Below are 21,664 nucleotides of genomic sequence, written 5' to 3'. Positions count from 1 at the left end.
GGATGTCTCTTTCGCGTTTCTTTATTGACCGCCCCATTTTTGCGTGGGTGATCAGCCTGATCATCATGCTGGTTGGTGGTCTGTCCATTTTCCGGCTGCCCATCGCACAGTATCCGAGCATCGCCCCGCCACAGATCGCCATTTCCGTGACGTATCCGGGTGCCTCTGCGGATACGGTGAACGATACGGTCGTGCGCCCCATCCTCCAGCAGATGTTCGGGCTGGATCATCTGGAATATATTTCCTCCCAGTCCTACGCCTCGGGCATGATGGAGATTGACCTCACCTTCGCACAGGGGACCAACCCGGATATTGCGCAGGTGCAGGTGCAGAATAAGCTGCAACTGGCCCAGCCCAAGCTGCCGACGGAAGTCACGGCACAGGGCCTGAGCATCACCAAGGCCGTGAAGAACTTCATGATGGTTCTGGCCTTTATCTCCACCGATGGCAGCATGACCGGCAGTGATATTGCCGACTACGTGGCCTCCAGCATTTCCGATCCGCTCAGCCGCGTGTCCGGCGTGGGCGACCACACGCTGTTCGGCTCCGAATACGCCATGCGGATCTGGATGGACCCTGGCAAGCTGTTCAATTACGGCCTGACCATCAAGGACGTTCAGACAGCCATCCAGACCCAGAACATTCAGGTCTCCTCCGGTGAGCTGGGCGGCCTGCCCGCCAAGAAAGACATCCGTCTGGATGCCACCATCATCGGCCCGACGCGTCTGACCTCACCGGAAGAATTCCAGAAAATTCTGCTCAAGGTGCAGCCTGATGGGTCTCAGGTCCGCATCAGCGATATCGCCAAGGTGGAGTTGGGTCCGCAGACCTATAATACCAACTCCTTCTACAACAACATGCCCGCCTCCGGCATGGCGCTGAAGCTCGCCCCCGGCGCGAACCAGATGCAAACGGAAGCGGCCATCCGCGCCGAGATCGGTCAGCTTGAAAAGTTCTTCCCGCCGGGCCTGAAAACCGTTTACCCGCTGGATACCGAGCCGTTCATCGTCCTCTCCATTGAGGAAGTCGTCAAAACCCTGCTGGAAGCCATCGCGCTCGTGTTTGTGGTGATGCTGATCTTCCTGCAGAACTTCCGCGCAACCCTTATCCCGACCATTGCCGTGCCGGTGGTGCTGCTGGGCACCTTCGGCGTGCTGAATGTTCTGGGCTACTCCATCAACACCCTGACCATGCTGGCCATGATTCTGGCCGTGGGCCTGCTGGTGGATGACGCCATTGTGGTGGTGGAAAACGTTGAACGTGTGATGACGGAGAAGAAGCTTTCTCCCGTGGATGCGGCCCGTGTCTCCATGGATGAAATCTCCGGCGCACTGGTCGGCATCGTGCTGGTGCTGACCGCCGTCTTCCTGCCCATGGCGGCCTTCTCCGGCTCTACCGGAGTGATTTACCGCCAGTTCTCCGTCACCATTGTTGCAGCCATGTGGCTGTCTGTTCTGGTCGCCATGGTGCTGACCCCCGCCCTGTGCGCCACCATGCTCAAGGCTGGTGGGCATGAGAAAACGACCGGCCCGGCTGGCTGGTTCAACCGCCAGTTCAACCGTCTGACCAATGGCTATCTGCGCGGTGTGCAGTTCCTTATTGGCAGCACCGTCCTCTCTATGCTGGGTTTTGTGGTGATCACGGCGCTGGCTGTCTTCCTGTTCATGCGTCTGCCCGGGGGCTTCCTGCCGGATGAGGATCAGGGGCTGATCTTCGGGCAGATTACCATGCCGCCTAACACGCCCATGGCGGAAACACAGGCCGTTAACCACGAGGTTGCCGACTATATCCTCAAGTCCGAAGGCTCGCTGGTTGAATCCGTCTATTCCATTAACGGGTTCAACTTTGCCGGTCAGGGCCAGAACTCCGGCGCGTTCTTCATCCGTCTGAAAGACTGGGAAAACCGCCCTCTGGCCTCCCAGACATCCTCGGCCATTGCTGGCCGGATCATGAAGCACTTCTGGTTCAGCCCCAAAGCCCAGATCTTTGCCATTAACCCGCCAGCGGTGCTGGAACTGGGTAATGCCACCGGCTTTGACCTTGAGCTGGAAGACCGCGGCCATCTGGGCCACCAGAAGCTGCTGGAAGCCCGGAATATGGTCCTGGGTCTGGCCTCCAAAGATCCGCGCCTGATGGCCGTGCGCCCGAACGGCATGGAAGATGCCTCCCAGTACCATCTGGATATCGACCGGGAAAAAGCCAACGCACTGGGCATCACTATTGATGACATCAACAGCACCATTCAGGGGGCGCTGGGGTCCATCTATGTGAACCAGTTCACCCGGAATGACCGTGTGAAGCAGGTCTATATTCAGGGCGTGCCGGAAGCGCGTATGCTGCCGAGCGATCTGGACAAATGGTATATCCGCAACGCCCTGCAGACCCTCACCCCCCTGAACGCCTTTGCATCGGGGCACTGGGAAGTCGGTCCGCAGAAAGTGGAAAACTATAACGGCCTGAACGCCTTTGAAATTCTGGGCCAGCCTGCTCCGGGGTACAGCTCGGGCGATTCCATCAACGCGATTAAAAGCGTTCTGGACAAACTTCCGGCTGGCGTTGGCTACGAGTGGACCGGCCTGTCCTTTGAACAGGTTGCCTCCGGCTCCTCCACCGGCCCGCTGTATGCGCTGGCGATGATTGTCATCCTGCTCTGTCTGGCGGCTTTGTATGAAAGCTGGGCTATCCCGCTGGCGGTGATGCTGGTCATTCCGCTGGGCGTGCTGGGAGCCATTGCCGCAACGCTGTGGCGCAACCTTGATAACGACGTCTATTTTCAGGTGGGTCTGCTGACCACGGTTGGTCTGGCCGTGAAAAACGCCATTCTGATTGTAGAATTCGCAAAAATGGCCTTTGAACGCGGCGAGTCCCTGAGTGACGCGGTGCTGACGGCCGCCCGCGAACGTCTGCGCCCCATTCTGATGACCTCCATTGCGCTGGTTGTCGGCGTGTTCCCGCTGGCCATCGCAACAGGCGCGGGCAGCGCCTCCCGCGTGGCCATTGGCACCGCAGTGGTGGGCGGCATGGCCACGGCCACCCTGCTGGCGGTCTATTTTGTGCCGGTTTTCTTCGTGGTGGTGCTGCGGCTGTTCAAGGTCCGTCGCCTTAGCGAACGTCAGGAAACCCCGTCTTCTGCCCCGTCAGTTCCCGGAAACGAGTAAGCGCATGTCGTCACACGTCCCCTCACACTCCTCGCGCCGCTTCCGTGCTCTGAGTCTGTCTCTGGCAGCCGGTCTGCTGTCCGGCTGCACCATGATCCCCAAATACACGCGGCCCACTCCGCCGCTGGCCACCACCTTTCCCGGGTATCAGACCACGGGGAACCCGCGCCTTGCGCAGGCGGCCTACACCATCGGTTGGGAGGATTTCTTTACCGACCCCCGGCTGAAAGCCCTGATCACTATTGCCCTGCGTGAAAACCGGGATCTGCGCATCTCCGCAGCCAATATCGCGCAGGCACAGGGGCAGTATGATGTGCAGCATGCGGGCCTCTTCCCCACCATTTCTGCCACAGGCGGTCCGATGTATCAGGCTCCGGCCAGTGCGTCGGGGCTCTCCTTTGCTCCGGGTCTGGAGCAGAACAGGAGCGACGAACCCTTTGGTGGGGGCCGCGTCTTTAAATACTATCAGGGCGGGATCGGCTTTTCCTCATACGAGATTGATCTGTTTGGCCGTATCCGCAGCCTGACGCAGGAATCTGCACAGAAGGCTCTTGCTCAGGAAGCCTCCCTGCGCAGCATGCTCATCAGCATCATTTCACAGGTCGCCACAGCGTATGTGACGTGGTTGGGGGATCGGGACACACTGGCTCTGGCAGACACAACGCTGGCCAACCAGCAGGATACCCTGAACCTCACCCGTACAAAGTATGAGCACGGGGAAGAAAACCTGCTCACCGTCCGTCAGGCGGAAACGCAGGTGCAGCAAAGTGCGGCTCTCCGCGCCGACTCCCGCCGGAAAGTGGAGCAGGATGAAAACCTGATTGCCCTGCTGATTGGCGCGCCTATCCCGGCTGATCTGCCGCCGCCCCGCGCTTTGGGGGAACAGACTCTGCTGGCAGACCTGCCGGCAGGCTTGCCGTCAGACCTGCTGGAACGGCGTCCGGATATTGTTTCTGCCGAGCATAACCTGCTGGCAGCGCAGGCCGATATTGGGGCGGCCCGTGCGGCCTTCTTCCCGCGCCTGACTCTGACGGCAACAGACGGCGTTTCCAGTCTTCAGTTCCACAAAATGTTCACGGCGGCAGCCACGACATGGGGGCTGAATCCGTCCCTGCAAATTCCACTCTGGACGTGGGGCATGAACAGCGGGAACCTGAAAGCCTCCAAAGCCGCGCGTGACGTCCAGATTGCGACCTATGAAAAGACCGTTCAGACCGCCTTCCGCGAAGTGGCCGATGCACTGGCCGCGCGTGAAGCCTATCTGGACGAGAAAAAACAGGCCGATAATCTGGTTGTTTCCTCTGCCGATGCGTTCCGTCTGGCAAAAATGCGCTTTAACGCAGGGTCCGACTCCTATCTGACCACGCTGGAATCCCAGCGCTCTTACCTGCAGGCCCAGCAGATGCAGATTATGGTGGCGGTCTCTAACTACCAGAACCTCATCACCATCTATCGCGCTCTGGGCGGGGGCTGGACTCAACACACGCTGGCGCCTGCTCAGCCTTCCACTGTGGTACGCCAGACTACCGCGGGGAACACCAGCAGCACCAGCACCAGCACCAGCACCAGCACCAGCACCAGCACCAGCACGCGTTGAAGCGAGCAAAGGCTGAGAGCAACCTGTAAAGGGCATGCTCTCAGCCAGAAATCCTGAGTCGGCGACAAGGCCGCAGTCGCTTTCAGAAAAAACCGTTACAGGCAGCGCTGCATGGCGCAACGCGTGCCGGGCAGGAAACCGCAGGCTTCTTCTTCCTTAAGAGCAGCCCGCAAATCACTATCCAGCGCTGGCTCCTCCAGATACTCAAAACCGATTTTATGGTAAAAAGGGGCGTTCCAAGGCACATCCCGACAGGTGGTGAGCGTGACCCGCTTAAGGCCTGTCTGCTGCGCGGCCTCACAGGCCTCTGCAAGCAAAGCTCTGCCCACCCCGCGCCCTTGCGCCTGTGCCTCTACCGATATTTCCAGAATATGGAGCCTGTCCTGCAAGCGTTCGGCGGTCAGAAACCCGACGAGGCGTTGTTGTTCCGTCACGGCCACCCAGCACGTGCTAGCCTCCAGACTGGCCAGATGCGTGTCTATCGGGAGGCAATCTCCCTCAGCAATCCATGCCAGAGAGGGAATGGTTCTGAAGCTCTGTGCCGCAGAACGTTCAATTTCGGGCAGCAACACCACATCTTCATACCGCGCCAGACGCACAGAAACACGGGAAGGCTTTTCACCGGGGAAAGGGACAGAAGAACTCATGCCCCGCTGTTGCCACCAGCGGACCGCCTCTCACAAGAGAAATCTGCCCGCAAGGGTCTGGCAGCCTGCCCCCGCCTACAGAAAGACTACGGGCAATAAAAAAGGCCGTCTGAAGAGACGGCCTTTTCCACACCCGGAGAGGGTCAACTGCTTTTATTTGGCAGCAGAGAGCTTCAGCACCCAGAGCTGAGCAATGTCCTGCGCGCCGCCGCCACCTTCAACGGTTTTAAGCGTGGCAATAGCATCTGCCTTTTTACCGGCAGCCAGCTGAGCCAGACCGTAATGGAGGCGGGCCACATTCATGTCCGTCACACCCTTGGTCATCGCCTGCTGCATCAGGCCGAGGCCTTTATCAGCCTGCCCAAAGGTGACGTAGTTGTAGCCAACCGTCATCAGGTCATCGCCGGTCTTCGCCTTGAGCGCTGCTGCTTCATCAGCCGCAATGGACGCTTTTTTGTCGGCTACGGATTTTTCAACCATAGCTTTCAGGCGTGCCTGACGCGGTGCTTCTGCACCCTGCCCCAGCACATTGGCCTGATAGCCCTGATTCATCAGGTCCAGCGCCAGCTGCGGCATGCCAGCCTGCATGGCAATTTCCGTCATTTCCATGAAGTCACGTGCCTGAGACACGTTCCCGGCAGCCAGACGGATACGGTAGACATCCAGCTGGAGTGACGTCGGAATCTTGGGGTTCACGATGAGTTCGTGTAGCAGCAGCGCCCAGTATTCCTGCTTGGGATAATAGGTGGCCAGCAGCACATACGCATGCGTGGTGGTCGCGGAATCCTTCATGGCGGTCGCACTGGCACCCAGCATCTGAAGCTGAGATTCTGCCGGCGTCTTCTTCGCCTTGATTTCCTGATCGATCTGCTGCTTCAGCACCCGAACGGAATTCGGATAATCTTTCTGAAGGTAGTAGGACTGCGCCAGAAGCGTATCCATTGTGGCGTTGGAGCCAACTTCCTTCTGGTAGCGCTCAATGGCTTTAACCGCGCGCGGATAGTCCTTTGCGGTATAGGCCATTGTTGCTTCAGACATCAGCATCTGGTGCTTGGTGTCCTTGGGCGTACGCGGGGAGGCAATCAGCTTGTCATAAGCCTGTGTTGCCACATCCAGATTGCCGCCCTGTGTCGCCACAGCGGCACGCATCTGGGTGATGGTGTAGGACTCGTAGTCACTCTTGCCCTTTACCGCGTCAGCGGCATTCACCGCGGCCATAGCCTTGGTGTAGTCGTGAGCGGACAGAGCGGATTGTGCCTGCTGGAGCGCCTTGCCAACATCCGCCCCCAGCACATCCTCAGCCTTGGCGGCGGGATAAGAGAGAGCGAATGCAGCACTGGCGAACAGCGCGACGCGTAAAAGACGAGATGACATCAGATCACTGACCTTCTGCGAATTGTTCCTGCCCGACGATACCAAGCTTGGTCACGCCAAGTCGCTGGGCGTCTGCCATAACATGCACCACCGTTTTGTAATCGGCCAGACGGTTTGGCTGCAGGTGCACTTCCGGCTGCTGGTCTTCGGGGCCAGTTGCGGCTTCACGCAGGCGGGCCTGCAGATCATCCTCACTGGTAACCGGCTGCCCGTTCCAGGTAATGCTGTTGTCAAAATCGACAGCCAGCGTCACCACGGGAGATTCAACCGTGGAGGGCGGGGGGTTGCCCTGCGGAAGGTCAATGGAAACGGCCTGGGTCTGCAATGGAATTGTGATGATAAGCATGATCAGCAGAACCAGCATCACGTCGATCAACGGCGTGGTGTTGATATCGACAATGCCTTCGTCTTCCGTCGTGCTTTCCGATCCGACATTCATGCCCATGGGGTGTCACTCTCTCAAACTCTTGGTTCCACGGCACGGTCCAAACCAGGCCGGACGCGGGATAGTGGACTGAAGCCCACCTTCTCCCCTTAGGAGAGAAGGCGGAACCCCTGTTCGGTCAGTTGGCTTTTGGCCGCTCGGTAATGAAGTCGATATGATAGATACCAGCTTCCTGACAGGCTTCGACCAGCTTGCCGACAGATTCATAGCGTGTCTTTACGTCGCCACGGATCTGAATCTGCGGCTGCGGTTTCTGGACCGCTGCCTTTTCAAGCCGATCCAGAAGATCAGCCCGGCCCTTGAGCGGCGTTTCGTCCCAGTATGCCTGTCCGTTTTCCGCCACTGCAAGCACGACGTTAGACATCTTTGTCTGTGTCGGCTGGTTCATATCCTTCGGCAAAGTTACCTTGACCGTGTGGGTTGCAACCGGAATTGTGATCAGAAAGATGATCAGCAACACCAGCATGACATCAACGAGGGGAGTTGTGTTGATCGCCGATACGACGTCGTCTTCGCCCCCGCTGTCTCCGACAGACATACCCATGATTAACCTACCCGGTTAGAGACAGTTGAGGTCGTGGGGGAGTTGTCAGGACGCACAACGATGCTTTCTGCACCGGCGCCATGACGCACGCCACCAATCAGGATGGACTGAAGGTCAGCCGCAAAGTCACGCACGCGGTCCATAGCCCCTTTGTTACGACGCACCAGCAGGTTGTAACCCAGCACGGCCGGAACAGCGGTGGCCAGACCAATAGCCGTCATGATCAGGGATTCACCAACCGGACCAGCAACCTTGTCGATGGAAGCCTGACCAGCAATGCCGATGGCGGTCAGAGCGTGGTAAATACCCCAGACGGTGCCGAACAGACCAATGAACGGAGACGTGGAACCCACGGTGCCCAGGAAGGCCAGACCAGACTGCAGGCTGTTCTGGATGTTGTTCACCGAACGCTGAATGGACAGAGAGGTCCAGCTGTTCAGGTCGATGGATTCCTGCATCGTGCCTTCATGATGTTCAGCAGCCACAATGCCGGTGTCAGCAATATAGCGGAACGGAGAGGTCGGCTTCAGGGCAGCAGCGCCTTCCTGAATGGTGCTCTTCGTCCAGAACTGTTTGGTCGCTTCTTTAGCAGCCGTGAACAGACGAGCCTGTTCGATGAACTTGGTGATCATGATGAACCAGGTGCCCAGGGACATGATCAGCATGATCATCAGCACGCCACGTGCGATGATGTCACCGTTGGACCACAGAGCGCCAAGACCGTACGGGTTGGCTTCTTCTTTTGTGGCCGGAGCAGCGGCAGCCGGAGCAGGCGCATCAGCTGCCGGGGCAGCCGGGGCGGAAGCGTCAGGCGTCGGGGCGGCAGGAGCAGCCGTATCCGTCGGAGCCGGAGCGGCGGCATCGGGAGCAGGAGCGGCAGGCGCTGTGGTGGAGTCCGTAGCAGCGGGCGCTGAAGCAGCAGGAGCGGAGGAAGCATCCTGAGCCAGGGCCAGAACCGGTGTCGCCGTGCCCAGCATGACCGCAAGGGCCGGAACCGCGAGACCCGACACTGGAAGACGAGACAGTCTGATCATGTACCTAAAAATCCTTATCTTTGTCGGCCTGGTGACGGGAGCCTCCCGGCACCAGACAGTTTTCTGCAGAGTTCGGCTAAACGCCGGGATCAGTCATCCAGTCTGAACCTGATCACATACACCTTGTGAAGCTCCTTGACGGGCGCACCGTTCTTCATGGCCGGGCGATACCGGGCCTTGTGAACGTAATCCAGAGCAGCCTGCGCGAAGGATTGTCCCCCCTGCACGGACTGAACAGAACAATTGCTCGTCATCCCCGTTGTCTCCACATCACATGCAACAGTCACACGGCCTTCAATATTGTCTTCCTCCATATCAGGCGGATAGACGGGCCGGGCGTTGTTCAGCGGCGATGTACCAGCCGAAGTATCCGGCGAGTTGGACGGTGCCGCAGTGGATGCCGGTTCGCTCGAGACGGGCGGTGCCGGAGCCGTTGTCGTCTGCGGGGGCGTCGCCTGTTTGGGCGGCGTCCGGGCCACATGCTTAATCGGCGGCTTCGGCGGCGGCGGCAGCTGTATCTTCGGCGGAGGAATATACGGCGGCGGCGGAACCGTCATGACTGGCGGCGGCGGCGGCGGCGGCGGTGGGGGCGGTGGTGGTGGCGGTGGTGGCAGAATTCTGGTCTTGATCGGCGGATGCGTAACCGGAACGCTCGCAGACGTTCCCATGCCGTACATAAGTCCCATAACCGCCAAAAGATGCAGCAGAATCACAACCAGCAGAGCAACAACACCGACAACAGCTCCTGTTCCGATGACAAAGCGCACCGGACTCTGTTGCTGTTGCGCGTGGTCCTTCATATTTCTACATCCTCCTTCTTCCACGCCAGCCAAAGAAACACTGGCCAGCGCCATCACCTGATCTATGGCATCAAAAACTGATGGCCCTGCACCAACATTTCGTGCCTCAGCACTGGAATAGACTGACAGAGCTGCATGGCTGCCATCTTCCTGACCCTGATTGGGCAATTTGACAGCAAATATGTCAAGAATGTTCTTGATCGAAAATGAACGCTGCCTTGTTTGTCAGCATAAGGCTTATAAAACAGGCACATCACACAAATCCGCAGAAAAAAGCCACTTTTGGTGAAGATGCCCCGAAAACAGGCGCGTCTTTGCCTGTTTTGAACCCAGTCTTATTTAAAAAAAAATTCTTTGTAACGTTCCTGAATCTGTCGTGGTTCCCCCTATCCACGCAATATAAAAAAACGGGCCCCGAAGAGGCCCGTTTTTTAACCCGTCACAAACGTGCAGTTTATTGCGCGTTGGCACTCGCTTCAGACCGGGTAGCGCCCACCCGGGCCGCAAGAGCCGCCGCCATGAACGCATCCAGATCCCCATCCAGCACAGCGCTGGGGTTCCCTGTTTCCACGTTGGTGCGCAGATCCTTCACCATCTGATACGGAGCCAGAACGTAAGAGCGGATCTGGTGCCCCCAGCCGATGTCTGTCTTGGCGGCTTCCGTCGCAGCGGCAGCAGCCTCACGCTTTTGCAGTTCCGCTTCATACAGGCGTGCGCGCAGCATCTGCATGGCCGTTGCACGGTTGCGATGCTGGGAACGATCGGTCTGACACGCCACCACAATGCCGGTGGGCATATGGGTAATACGAATGGCCGAGTCGGTCTTGTTGACGTGCTGACCACCTGCACCAGAAGCGCGGAACGTATCCACCTTCAGGTCGGAATCGTTCACTTCAATCTCGATCGAATCGTCAATCACCGGATAGACCCAGACAGACGCAAAGGAGGTCTGGCGGCGGGCGGCGGCATCAAACGGGGAAATACGCACCAGACGATGCACCCCGGCCTCGGTTTTCAGCCAGCCATAAGCATTCGGGCCAGAAACCAGAATGGTGGCGGACTTCAACCCGGCCTGTTCACCTTCCGAGCTTTCCATCAGCGTGACTTTGTACCCATGAGCTTCCGCCCAGCGGGTGTACATGCGCAGCATCATTTCTGCCCAGTCCTGCGCTTCCGTCCCGCCTGCACCGGCGTTGACTTCCAGATAGCAGTCATTGCTATCCGCTTCGCCAGACAAGAGGCTTTCCGTCTCACGGCGTTTGGCTTCTTCCGCCAGCGCCTTCAGGGCTGCCGTGGCTTCCGCCACAACCTCTGCATCCCCTTCCGCTTCCGCCAGTTCCACCAGTTCACAGGCGTCCTGCACACTGGTTTCCAGCTTCTGCACGCCTTCCACCTGCCCGGCCAGCAGAGTGCGCTCGCGCATCAGTTTCTGGGCAGCGTCGGAATCATTCCACAAGTCCGGGTCTTCTGCCCGGTTGTTCAGTTCGGCAAGTCGGGCCTGGGCGACATCCCAGTTAAAGATGCCTCCTCAGCAGTGCCACCGACTGCTTGATCTGGTCATTAAGGGCTTCTGTCTCAGCCGACATCGGGCCGTCTCTCCATCAGGTCTTTATAAAATTCTTACGTGTGAACGGCCTCAATAAAGGCCGCCCATGCCAATGTCACCCCCGGACGCGGCAGGGGGCGCTTTTGCTGCACCCGGTGTTGCTGCCTGACCGGGGCTGGCTGCCCCAGGGCCAGACTGGCCGGCACCGGCCGCCATATCACTTTCCGAATCCGGCATGTTTTCCGCACCCGTATCCGCCGCCGTCAGCTCATGCGAGGCCCCGTTATCTGCCAGACTGACACTGACCCCCGGAATTTGGCCCGGTTTAAAGGCATCAATCGCCACACCCCGGCCCGTGTCATACCGCACCAGCGTGACACCCTCCGGCGCGGCAAAATCCAGCTTCGGGCGGCCTTCAAGCGCGGTTTTCATCACCTTGTTCCAGATCGGACCGGCAATAGCCCCACCGGTTTCGTTCTTGCCCAGTGACTCCGGCGTATCAAACCCGATCCACACGACCGTCACCAGATCAGGCGAGTAGCCTGCAAACCATGCATCATTAAAGTTCTGACTGGTGCCGGTTTTACCGGCCACAGGGTTCTCAATCCCCTTGCCAGCCTGCATGCCGGTGCCGCGGCGGATCACGTCCTGCAGCATGGTTGTGATCTGGAAGGCACTCTGCTCTGAGGCCACACGCGGGCGATTATCCTGCACTTCCGGAATCTCGTCCTGTCCCGGCATGATAATTTTTACGGCATTATCCTGCACAGGCGCTGCGGCCGGAGCGGGAGCCTTTGCCGCGTCCTGCCCCTTGGGGGCATCGGGGAAAATGGCATCGGCATCTGAAGGCTGACCGGGCGCGGGCGGCGTTGCCGCAGCATCCCCCGTCTGCGCAGAGGCGGACACCAGAGAAATGCCCTCCGGCCGCCAGATCACATGGCCTTCACGGTCCTGCACATCATCAATCAGCGTCGGGGTGACTTTCCGGCCACCTGCCGCCAGCGAGGCATAGGCTCCGGCTTCTTTCAGCACGGTGGTTTCCACAGCCCCCAGCGCTGCGGGCAGCACATGCGGCATGGAATCCACCAGCCCGATTCGGGTCGCCAGATCCGCCACGTTCTTGATGCCGATATGGGCCGCCAGACGGATGGTCACCAGATTGCGGGACTCCCGCAGGGCGTCATGCAGAGAGGTCGGGCCCCAGAAATCCTTCTCATAGTTGTTCGGGTGCCATGTGCCATACGACACCGGCGAATCGTCAAACGACTGCGAGGGCGAGATGCCCTGTTCCATCGCCTGCAAATAGACAAACGGCTTGAAGGAAGAACCGGGCTGACGCAGCGCCTGCGTCGCGCGGTCAAACTGTGAGGTCTGGAACGACCAGCCGCCCACCAGCGCCAGAACGCGCCCGGTGCGGGCATTCAGCGTGACTACGGCCCCTTCAACATGCGGCACCTGCATCAGGGCGACGCGACTGCTTCCGGCCTGTGGTTCAACCATCACCAGATCGCCGGCTTTCAGCAACCGGAAGCGCCGGGTCCATGCCAGATCACGGTCCTGAATCTCACCCGTCTGGGGTGTTCCGCCCTGCATGGCGGCCACACGACGCACAACAGCGCCTTCCAGCCAGCCGACACGCCCATGTGCCGGGTCCAGCACCACGGCCAGACGCCACTGGTCCAGCATGCCAAGCGGCACAGCTTCCGCATTGAGTGCCGCAACCCATTCTTCCTGAGACGAAGAGGCACTGACAGTTTGCAGATGCTTGACCGGCCCACGCCAGCCACCATGTGCGCGGTCATACGCCATCAGTCCCTGCCGCAGCACAGTCTGTGCTGTCAGCTGAAGGGAAGGGTCCAGACTGGTGTGCACATCCAGTCCGCCCTGCATGGTCATGTCCTGACCATATTTTTCCAGAAGCTGACGGCGCACTTCCTCGGCAAACCACTCGGAACCGGGGGCCGGGCCGGGGCGCACAAACGTATGCGGGATCAGCGGTTCGGCCTCGGCCGCGCGGGCTGCTTCATGCGTCAGCGCGCCGGTCTCCGCCATGCGTTCCAGCACCCAGTTCCGTCGGCCACGCGCGGCCTCGGGGAAGCGAACCGGGTTGTAATTGGTCGGAGACTTGGGCAGCGCACCGAGGAAAGCGGCTTCCGCATCATCTAGCTGATCCAGCGGTTTATTGAAGTAGGTCTGCGCCGCAGCGCCAATCCCGTAGGCACCGCTGCCCAGATAAATTTCATTCAGATAGATTTCGAGAATCTTTTCCTTGGGCAGAACCTGCTCAATCCGCATAGCGAGAAAGGCTTCCTTGGCCTTTCGCTTCATGGAAACCGCATTACTGCCCAGCAGCATGACACGCGCCACCTGCTGCGTGATGGTGGAGGCGCCAATCGGCCTGCGTCCCTTGCCGCGCGTCAGATCTGTCAGACCCGCACGGGCAATAGCCATGGGGTCCACGCCCTTATGGCTCCAGAACTTCTGGTCTTCCGCCGCAATAAAGGCGTTCTTCACCCGGTCAGGGATCGCGCTGGAGGGCACAAACACGCGGCGTTCATCCGCCAGTTCGGCAATCAGCCGGTCATCCGACGCATAAAGGCGGCTCATCACCGGTGGCTGATAGGTGCGCAGCCCTTCAACCGTTGGCAGATCGGCCACAATCCCTTCGTACTGGGTCCAGATGAGGACGACGGCCCCCGTGGTGCCCACCAGCGCCAGAGCCGCGACGGTGCCAAGCAGCCCCCGCCACTGGCGGAAACGCGGCCTGCGCCATGCGGGACCATGTCGGGAAGATGAGTCTCTTCCCTCATTATTATTGGAAGAAGACCCGGGTTCACCAGAAGACGGAGTTCTTGTCATGCAGGTCCTTTACCATTCTCATGCGCTGTCGTCTCCAGTCTCGTCGCTCTTCCTGACCAGATGATGGCGAATTTTGCCTTTAACCGAGCATTTCACCCAAAAAACGCGCCGTATAATCCACAACCGGGACAATCCGACCGTAATTGATCCGTGTGGGGCCAATCACGCCAATCGCGCCTACAATCCGGTTGGCCTCGTTCCGGGCCGGAGCCACGACCATGGACATGCCGGTGCCGCCAAACAGCCCGCTTTCCGCACCAATAAAGATACGCACGCCTTCTGAATGTTCCGCTAATTCCAGCAGACGCAGCATGGTTTCCTGCCGCTCCAGCCGGTCAAACAACGCCTGAATGGCCAGCAGACGCTCCTGTCCGTCCACATCCGACAGTAATTTGCCCTGCCCGCGAATAATCAGGGTGCCGCCACGCTCGTCGCCACCGCCACCCCATATCGCCAGACCACTTTCCACCACGTCGGCGGTCAGCTGATCGAGCGCACTGCGGTTTTCGGCAATATCCGCCCCCACCCGCTCCCGCAGGTCCGGCAGGGTTGCCCCGATTGTGTGGGCATTCAGATAGTTTGCGGCTTCCACCAGTGCAGAAGGCGGCATGCCGACGGGCGTTTCAATCACCCGATTTTCCACATGCCCGTCCGTGCCCACCAGCACCACCAGTGCCCTGTTGCCGCCGAGTGCCACAAATTCAATATGTTTGACGCCACCCTCACCTTTTGGCGCAATCACCAGACCTGCCGCGTCCGACATGCCGGAAAGCAGAGAAGACGCTTCCGTCAGCGTATCCTGCAAGGAGCGCCCCCGTGCTTCCAGCGACTGCCCGATGGCCCGGCACTCCTCTTCCGAGAGACTGCCAAACTGCAACAGACCATCCACAAACAGGCGCAGCCCCGCCTCCGTCGGCAGGCGTCCAGCTGACGTATGGGGAGAAAACAGCAAGCCTGCTTCCGTCAGGGACGCCATGACATTGCGGATGGTGGCCGGAGACAACGGCAACCCAAGCCTGCGGGACAGCGTGCGGGATCCCACAGGCTCCCCACTGGCCACATATTCCTCCACAATTTCACGCAGAATGGTGGCGGACCGGGAATCCAGCCCCGGCGGCAGAACGGGTTTTGCAGGTCGCAGACCACGTTTCATGAGGGTCAGGCTCCTCCTTCACAACAGGACTCTTCTGCTTCTGCGCATCTCCGCCCTGCATGACAAGAAAAACAATGAAACGGCTGCACGGTTTCGCTCCCGCCAAAAGCGCTTTATGTGCAGAGAATAGTTTTTCTTAAGGAGCTTCCCATGCGCCCCTCCGGCCGCCAGCCCAATCAGATGCGCCCCGTCACCATTGAAACCGGCTTTGCCCGCCACGCGGAAGGCTCGGCGCTGATCCGCGTCGGGGGGACGGAAGTTCTCTGCGTCGCCAGTGTTGAAAACCGGGTCCCCCCCTTCCTGCGCGGCAAAGGCACCGGCTGGGTTACGGCGGAATACGGCATGCTGCCCCGCGCGACCCATACCCGTGGCAACCGTGAAGCCGCCAAGGGCAAACAGTCTGGCCGCACGCAGGAAATCCAGCGCCTTATTGGCCGCTCCCTGCGCTCCGTTGTGAATCTCGCCGCTCTGGGTGAAATGAGCATCACGCTGGATTGTGACGTTCTGAACGCCGATGGCGGCACGCGCTGCGCCTCCATTACCGGCGCATGGGTGGCCCTGCGTCTGGCCCTTGGTCAGCTTGTTGCGAAAAACGTGCTGAGCCACATGCCGCTGCGTGGGCAGGTTGCTGCCGTCTCCTGCGGCCTGACCAAAGCCGGCGCGGTGCTGGATCTGGACTATGAAGAAGACAGCGCTGCCGCAGCCGACACCAACTTTGTGCTGACCGCAGACCGTCGCATTGTGGAAATTCAGGGCACGGCGGAAGACGCACCGTTCACGGAAGATGCGTTCAACGAGCTGTTTGCTCTGGCCCGCACCGGCGTCTCCGTTCTGTTTGACGCCCAGACACTGGCCGTTGAAACGGCGGAGAACCGCTAACATGACGCACGGCAAACTGGAGGCTGGCAGCAAACTGGTTCTGGCCAGCCATAATGCCGGCAAGCTGGCAGAGTTTTCCACGCTGCTGGCGGATTTTGGCGTCACCGTGCTCTCTGCCGGAGACCTTAATCTGCCAGAACCGGAAGAAACCGCCACCACGTTTGCCGGCAATGCGGCGCTGAAGGCTCTGGCTGCGGCCAAAGCCACCGGCCTGCCCGCCCTGGCGGATGATTCCGGCCTGTGCGTCAGCGCACTGGGGGGCGCTCCGGGCATTTATTCGGCCCGCTGGGCTGGCCCGAACAAGGACTTCCCTGCGGCCATGGCCCGTATTGAAGAGGGCATTGGGTCAGACGAGCGCGATGCGTGGTTTATCTGCGTGCTGTGCCTCGCTTATCCAGACGGCACCACCCGCAATTTTGAAGGCCGTGTAGATGGCAGCATCACCTGGCCGCCGCGTGGTGAAAAAGGTCATGGCTATGACCCGATTTTTACCCCCACGGGTGAAAACCGGACCTTTGCCGAAATGGAAGAGGCTGAGAAAAACGCCATCAGCCACCGCGCTCACGCGTTTAAGGCTTTCAAAGAAGCCTGTCTGGATTAAGGTGCTTTTCAGACGGGGCCTTGTGCTCTGTCTGACCGTTTCCTTTGCTGTGTGGGCCACCTTCACCCCACACAGCATGACACCGTCCGGAAAAACAGAATCCCCATGACGACGCATTCTTCCCCTTACACCACGCTGGACCTTGAAGGTGTCCGGACCTACCTCGCCTCCCTCCCAGCCATTGCCGCACGTTTAGGCGGCACATCAGACACATGGCGCGTATGGGAAGTCAGTGACGGCAACCTCAACATGGTGTTTGTGGCGGAAGGCCCGGATGGAGGTGTCTGCCTGAAACAGGCGTTGCCGCATGTGCGGGTTGACCCTGCCTGGAAAATGCCTCTGGACCGCACGTTTTTTGAAGCCGCCTATCTGCGCGCCGTCTTTCCACACGTGCCGGACCTGACCACCGAATGCCTGCATTTTGACCCTGAGCAGTTCATTCTGATTGTTCCCAGCCTGTCCGGCCACACTGTCATGCGTACCGCCATGATGGCAGGCCACTATCACCCCGCTGTGGCCGCTCAGGTGGGTGACTTCGTCGCGCGCAGCACGTTCGCCACATCCTTGCTGGCGGAACCATTTGAACAGATCATGGACCGCCGGATCTGTTTTGCCCGCAACCAGACCCTGACCCGCATTACGGTCGATCTGGTTCTGACGGACCCCTACCACGACCACCCGCGCAACCACTGGGCAGACCCGCAGCTGACCCCGATTGTTGCCGCCTTGCGCACAAGCCCGGCCTTACAGGCGCGCATTGATAGTCTGCGTCTGCGTTTTTTATGTGCCCCGCAAGCCCTCCTGCATGGAGACCTGCATACAGGCTCCATCATGACCACAGGCACCGACACCCGGATCATCGACGGGGAATTTGCAACCTACGGGCCTATCGGGTTTGATGCCGGCCTGTTTGTCGGCAACCTTATCCTGAATCTTTTCGCCACACCCGATCGCGCTGGTCAGGCTGTCCATCTGGATATGATCCAGACATTCTGGACAAGTTTCAAAAAACGCTTCCTTGCCTTGTGGCAGGACAGAGAATGGGCTGAGGATCGTTCAACCCTCTATTACGCGACCACAGACAAATCGACACAGAATTTTGAAAAATCTCTTTTTATCCAGAATGTTTTTCAGGATATGACTGGATTCTGTGCCGCAGAAATCATCCGCCGCAGCATTGGCTATGCACATGTTGCAGATTTTTCCGTTCTGACGGATCAGTCCACCCGCACAACACGCCAGAAGGCCGCGCTCCTTTTTGCAAAAGACTGCCTTGAACAGAAAAAACCCCTGAAATCTCTGGCTGATTTTCTGGAGCTTCTCTACCTGCATATGTCGGCGCTGTAAGCTGCACGGAAATGGATTTCTGAAACCCTGTGCGCTCCAAGCTACAAACAGATGAACTGATCAGAAGAAATCAGATTTTCTGTTCTGTATTATACGCAGGCACCGGCTCAATCGGGAAACGGATCAGATGGTAGGGCGGCTTTCTTTTGTCCTGCCCCCCGTTAAAGCTGGCCAGACGGTTCCATTGCCCCAGAGTGCAGTAAACATGCGTTTTGGTGCAGAAAATCCCATCGGGCGAGAGAATACGCGGGTCATGCACCATCAGGTCAAATGAGCCGTCCGTGTTACGCCGCAAGATGCAATCCTGCTCAAAATTGGTTGTGTAAATCCGGCCCTGCGTATCGGTCGCCAGCCCATCGGCTGTACCTTTTTCACCTTCATCTTTAACGGCTGCGGCCAGTGCAGCCTCACTCACTGTTGGATCTGCCAGCAAAGCGGTGGGCAGGCTGTACAGCCGACGGCTGGTCAGCGGCGCGTAAAACAGGCGATCACTGGTCGGGCTCAACGTGATGCCATCCGCTCCCCCCACCACAAAGCGAGGTGGCTTGCCGGGCGTGTAAACCAGCGGCACCCCTTCCACCACAGCCATGAAACCCGGCTCGGCCTGTGTAGAAGGATGTGTGGGCAGCACACGGCGCTGACGCCCCGAGGCAATATCCACCACTACCAGCGCCGGACTATGCCCAAAGGAGCTGTCGGTCACATAGGCCGTGCCTGCCTGCCCGTGCGTCAGGTCCACGCGCAAATCATTCATGTGGCTGTCTGGCAGCAGAGCCGGAGAAGTCAGCACAATTTTATGCACGAGCCGGTTGGTTTGCGGGTCAAAACAGACCAGTTTTGCCGCTCCCGGCTGCAAGGGCTGGCCCGCCAGTTTACCATCATCAATCGCCCAGATGCGCCCTTGCGTATCCATCGTCATGCCGTGGATCGACATCAGCCGGTCTGCCGGGGCCGCCGCTGAGGGCAGGCTGAGTTCAGCACTTGGCCAGGGCACAACGCGGCCCTGAACCAGTTCCCCCAATGTTGCCCCTTTATGGTTCACGGCATGGCGGGGAAAGCCCACAAAAATGCGCCCGGACTCCGTTACCACCACACCGGACGGCCCCGGCCCGTAAAAATCCGCGACAATTTCAAAGGACCCGGCGGGCTCATAACCCTGATCGCCATTCACGCCCGTCGTTGGCGTACCGCCACCACTCCCTGCATCCTGCGCAGCACGGGCCGCAGATGGTCGGAACAGACCTGCCGCAACTGGAAGCGCACAGCCCCCCAGCATCATCGACTGTAAAAGCCGTCTGCGTCTCAGCGTCCGCCCCGCACCCTGCCCTGCCGTTTCAGAATTTCCTGTTTGCCCCAGACCAGTATCCCGTCCGCGGCGCAGCCCTTCTCCCACAGCGCTTTGTGCGTCACGCGCCACACCACAAGAGGAAAGCATCAAGGAAGAAGACTGAGGCAAATGGCCAGAAAACGGGCGAGACGTCATAGAAGCATCACTCCTGCCTGAAGGGTGATCCACGCTCTCACGCACACAGCAACCAGACAACCCCGCTCCTTGCGCAGAGCGGTCACAAACCCGAGGATTAGCGTTCCCCGGCAACAAAACACAAAAAAGGCGGCGTCGTTTCCGACACCGCCTTTTTCGAGGCTTGCTTTAACAGCGTTCCCTCAGAGGGAGCGAACCAGAAGGCCGCTCCATCCTCAGGTCCGACCGTCTTAGCTATCCGTGTTACGACGACGAATGGCCGCACCCAGAATATCACCGAGAGACGCACCGCTGTCGGATGAGCCGTATTCGTTGATAGCCTGCTTGTCTTCTTCAACTTCGCGACCTTTGATGGTCAGCGCGAGCTTGCGAGCGGCACGGTCAACAGAGACCACCTTCGCATCAACGCGTTCACCAACCGCAAAGCGTTCCGGGCGCTGCTCAGCCTTATCACGGGCCAGTTCAGCACGGCGGATGAAGCCGGTCAGAACGTCGTCAACCTTCACTTCAATCCCGTTGGACTGAACTGCGGTGACGGTGCAGGTCACGATGGCACCTTTCTGAACGCTCGTCAGAACGTCAGCTGCCGGATCTTCCTGAAGCTGCTTGATACCGAGAGAGATACGTTCTTTCTCGACATCCACGTCCAGAACCTTGGCTTTGACAACCTGGCCCTTTTCGTAGTGCTTCATGGCTTCTTCGCCGGTTTCGTCCCAGGACAGGTCGGACATGTGAACCATGCCGTCGATGTCTGCAGACAGACCAACAAACAGACCGAACTCGGTGATGTTGCGGATTTCGCCTTCTACGGTGGAGCCGATCTTGTGCTCTTCCGCGAACTGCTCCCACGGGTTGCGCTGAACCTGCTTGAGGCCCAGAGAGATGCGGCGCTTCGCGCTGTCCACATCCAGAACCATCACGTCGACTTCCTGAGAAGTAGCAACGATCTTGCCCGGATGGACGTTTTTCTTCGTCCAGGACATTTCGGAAACGTGCACCAGACCTTCAACGCCCGGCTCCAGCTCAACAAATGCGCCGTAATCGGTGATGTTGGTCACGCGGCCCGTGTAACGCGCACCCGGCGGGTACTTCAGGGCAACATTTTCCCACGGATCAGCTTCAAGCTGCTTCATGCCCAGGGAGATGCGCTGCGTATCCGGGTTGAAGCGGATAACCTGCACGCGTACCGGCTGGCCGATCTGCAGAGCTTCGGACGGGTGGTTGATGCGCTTCCATGCGATGTCGGTCACATGCAGCAGGCCGTCAACGCCGCCGAGGTCAACGAACGCACCGTAATCGGTGATGTTCTTCACAACGCCGTCCAGGATCATGCCTTCAGTCAGGCCCTGGATCAGTTCGCTGCGCTGCTCTGCGCGGGTTTCTTCCAGAACGGCACGACGGGAGACAACGATGTTGCCACGTGCACGGTCCATTTTCAGGATCTGGAACGGCTGCGGAACACCCATCAGCGGGCTGACGTCACGCACGGGGCGGATATCAACCTGGCTGCCGGGCAGGAACGCCATGGCGCCACCCAGATCAACCGTGAAGCCACCTTTAACGCGGCCATAGATGGTGCCGTTGACGCGCTGGTTTGCTTCGAACGCTTTTTCAAGGTTCGTCCAGGCTTCTTCACGGCGGGCTTTTTCACGAGAGAGCACGATGCTGCCGTCACGGTCTTCGTAACGCTCAACATACAGCTCAACAACGTCACCCGGTTTGACATCGGGTGTAACACCCTGAGGAGCGAATTCGCGCAGGGAAACGCGGCCTTCGCTCTTCAGACCAACATCGACAATTGCGAATTCGTCGGTCAGGCGGACAATGCGCCCACGCACAACGGACCCGTCAAAGCCGGTATCGCGGCCGAGGGTCTCGTCAAGAAGGGAAGCAAAATCTTCGCCACGGAAATGATCCGTGGCCGGGGTTGCGGCTGAAGCCATGTGTAACTGTAAATCCTGCGTCGGCCCGAAAAATGAAGCCGACACTTCCTGCGCACCGCCTGCCGGCAGCACGACTTGCCGCGGAAAAGGGAACGGACCCTCTGGCCCGTCTGGTTCCGGCGACCCTGACTGAAAAGGAAACCTGCTGCAAACAACAGGCATCTGAGGGCAGAGACACCCACCACCGGCGGCTTGTCAACACAATCCGGCGGATTTTGATGGGGTGTGACGGTAAAATTATTGATTTCGCGAGA

At 59.2% G+C, this 21,664-nt stretch carries 16 protein-coding genes; 5 read left to right on the top strand and 11 right to left on the bottom strand.

The features are described 5' to 3' along the window. Positions 1 to 2 precede the first annotated feature (2 nt). Both HK23_RS09130 and HK23_RS09125 read left to right on the top strand, forming a co-directional pair. The gene (locus tag HK23_RS09130) at positions 3 to 3,158 is read left to right on the top strand and encodes an efflux RND transporter permease subunit (protein ID WP_086653711.1); all 3,156 of its coding nucleotides are present in this window, start codon (positions 3 to 5) and stop codon (positions 3,156 to 3,158) included. 4 nt (positions 3,159 to 3,162) lie between these two features. Next, on the top strand, positions 3,163 to 4,755 hold the full coding sequence (locus tag HK23_RS09125; protein WP_086653710.1) for an efflux transporter outer membrane subunit: 1,593 nt from the start codon (positions 3,163 to 3,165) through the stop codon (positions 4,753 to 4,755). Between the two features lie 95 nt (positions 4,756 to 4,850). Here the strand turns inward: HK23_RS09125 and HK23_RS09120 are convergent, their stop codons facing one another. The 9 genes from HK23_RS09120 to hrcA form a co-directional block, all read right to left on the bottom strand. Further along, positions 4,851 to 5,402 carry a GNAT family N-acetyltransferase gene (locus HK23_RS09120; protein ID WP_086653709.1) on the bottom strand — a complete coding sequence of 184 codons (552 nt, stop codon included), beginning with the start codon at positions 5,400 to 5,402 and terminating at the stop codon, positions 4,851 to 4,853. Positions 5,403 to 5,555: 153 nt separating this feature from the next. Then, positions 5,556 to 6,776 carry a tetratricopeptide repeat protein gene (locus HK23_RS09115; protein WP_086653708.1) on the bottom strand — a complete coding sequence of 407 codons (1,221 nt, stop codon included), beginning with the start codon at positions 6,774 to 6,776 and terminating at the stop codon, positions 5,556 to 5,558. Between the two features lie 4 nt (positions 6,777 to 6,780). After that, positions 6,781 to 7,221, bottom strand: coding sequence for an ExbD/TolR family protein (locus HK23_RS09110; RefSeq protein ID WP_062141649.1), 441 nt, complete (start codon positions 7,219 to 7,221; stop codon positions 6,781 to 6,783). Positions 7,222 to 7,339: 118 nt separating this feature from the next. Then, positions 7,340 to 7,765, bottom strand: coding sequence for an ExbD/TolR family protein (locus HK23_RS09105; RefSeq protein WP_063906853.1), 426 nt, complete (start codon positions 7,763 to 7,765; stop codon positions 7,340 to 7,342). A 2-nt stretch (positions 7,766 to 7,767) separates the two neighbouring features. Beyond that, the gene (locus tag HK23_RS09100; RefSeq protein WP_082881564.1) at positions 7,768 to 8,799 is read right to left on the bottom strand and encodes a MotA/TolQ/ExbB proton channel family protein; all 1,032 of its coding nucleotides are present in this window, start codon (positions 8,797 to 8,799) and stop codon (positions 7,768 to 7,770) included. Positions 8,800 to 8,888: 89 nt separating this feature from the next. Next, positions 8,889 to 9,599, bottom strand: a complete 711-nt coding sequence (locus tag HK23_RS09095; protein WP_086653725.1) for an energy transducer TonB — start codon at positions 9,597 to 9,599, stop codon at positions 8,889 to 8,891. Between the two features lie 454 nt (positions 9,600 to 10,053). Next, a protein-coding gene (gene prfB, locus HK23_RS09090) for a peptide chain release factor 2 (RefSeq protein WP_143217529.1) occupies positions 10,054 to 11,185 on the bottom strand; the annotation gives its coding sequence in 2 pieces (ribosomal slippage) (positions 10,054 to 11,115 and positions 11,117 to 11,185; 1,131 coding nt in all). Positions 11,186 to 11,235: 50 nt separating this feature from the next. Then, positions 11,236 to 14,004, bottom strand: a complete 2,769-nt coding sequence (locus HK23_RS09085; RefSeq protein ID WP_086653707.1) for a penicillin-binding protein 1A — start codon at positions 14,002 to 14,004, stop codon at positions 11,236 to 11,238. 79 nt (positions 14,005 to 14,083) lie between these two features. After that, positions 14,084 to 15,157 (bottom strand): heat-inducible transcriptional repressor HrcA, encoded by a 1,074-nt coding sequence (gene hrcA / locus HK23_RS09080; RefSeq protein WP_062250330.1) that lies wholly within the window; start codon positions 15,155 to 15,157, stop codon positions 14,084 to 14,086. A 150-nt stretch (positions 15,158 to 15,307) separates the two neighbouring features. Between hrcA and rph the strand changes: the two genes are divergently transcribed. The 3 genes from rph to mtnK all read left to right on the top strand — a co-directional run bounded on the left by rph (position 15,308) and on the right by mtnK (position 17,984). Next, positions 15,308 to 16,036, top strand: coding sequence for a ribonuclease PH (rph, locus tag HK23_RS09075; RefSeq protein WP_086653706.1), 729 nt, complete (start codon positions 15,308 to 15,310; stop codon positions 16,034 to 16,036). Between the two features lies 1 nt (position 16,037). Next, positions 16,038 to 16,637, top strand: a complete 600-nt coding sequence (gene rdgB, locus HK23_RS09070) for an RdgB/HAM1 family non-canonical purine NTP pyrophosphatase (protein WP_086653705.1) — start codon at positions 16,038 to 16,040, stop codon at positions 16,635 to 16,637. 105 nt (positions 16,638 to 16,742) lie between these two features. Continuing rightward, positions 16,743 to 17,984 (top strand): S-methyl-5-thioribose kinase, encoded by a 1,242-nt coding sequence (mtnK, locus tag HK23_RS09065; RefSeq protein WP_086653704.1) that lies wholly within the window; start codon positions 16,743 to 16,745, stop codon positions 17,982 to 17,984. A 70-nt stretch (positions 17,985 to 18,054) separates the two neighbouring features. On the opposite strand, the gene HK23_RS09060 is transcribed toward mtnK, so the two are convergent. After that, positions 18,055 to 19,263: an L-dopachrome tautomerase-related protein gene (locus HK23_RS09060; protein WP_373270321.1), complete on the bottom strand. Its 1,209-nt coding sequence runs from the start codon at positions 19,261 to 19,263 to the stop codon at positions 18,055 to 18,057. 434 nt (positions 19,264 to 19,697) lie between these two features. Beyond that, complete coding sequence (rpsA, locus tag HK23_RS09055; protein WP_043550426.1) at positions 19,698 to 21,410, bottom strand: 30S ribosomal protein S1; 1,713 nt, start codon at positions 21,408 to 21,410, stop codon at positions 19,698 to 19,700. Positions 21,411 to 21,664: the final 254 nt, after the last annotated feature.

Origin of the sequence: Acetobacter malorum, assembly GCF_002153605.1 — a bacterium.
GTDB classification, from domain to species: Bacteria; Pseudomonadota; Alphaproteobacteria; order Acetobacterales; family Acetobacteraceae; genus Acetobacter; species Acetobacter malorum_A.
The sequence above is the reverse complement of the archived record's forward strand: the minus strand, read 5'-3'. Positions and strand labels throughout refer to the sequence as shown.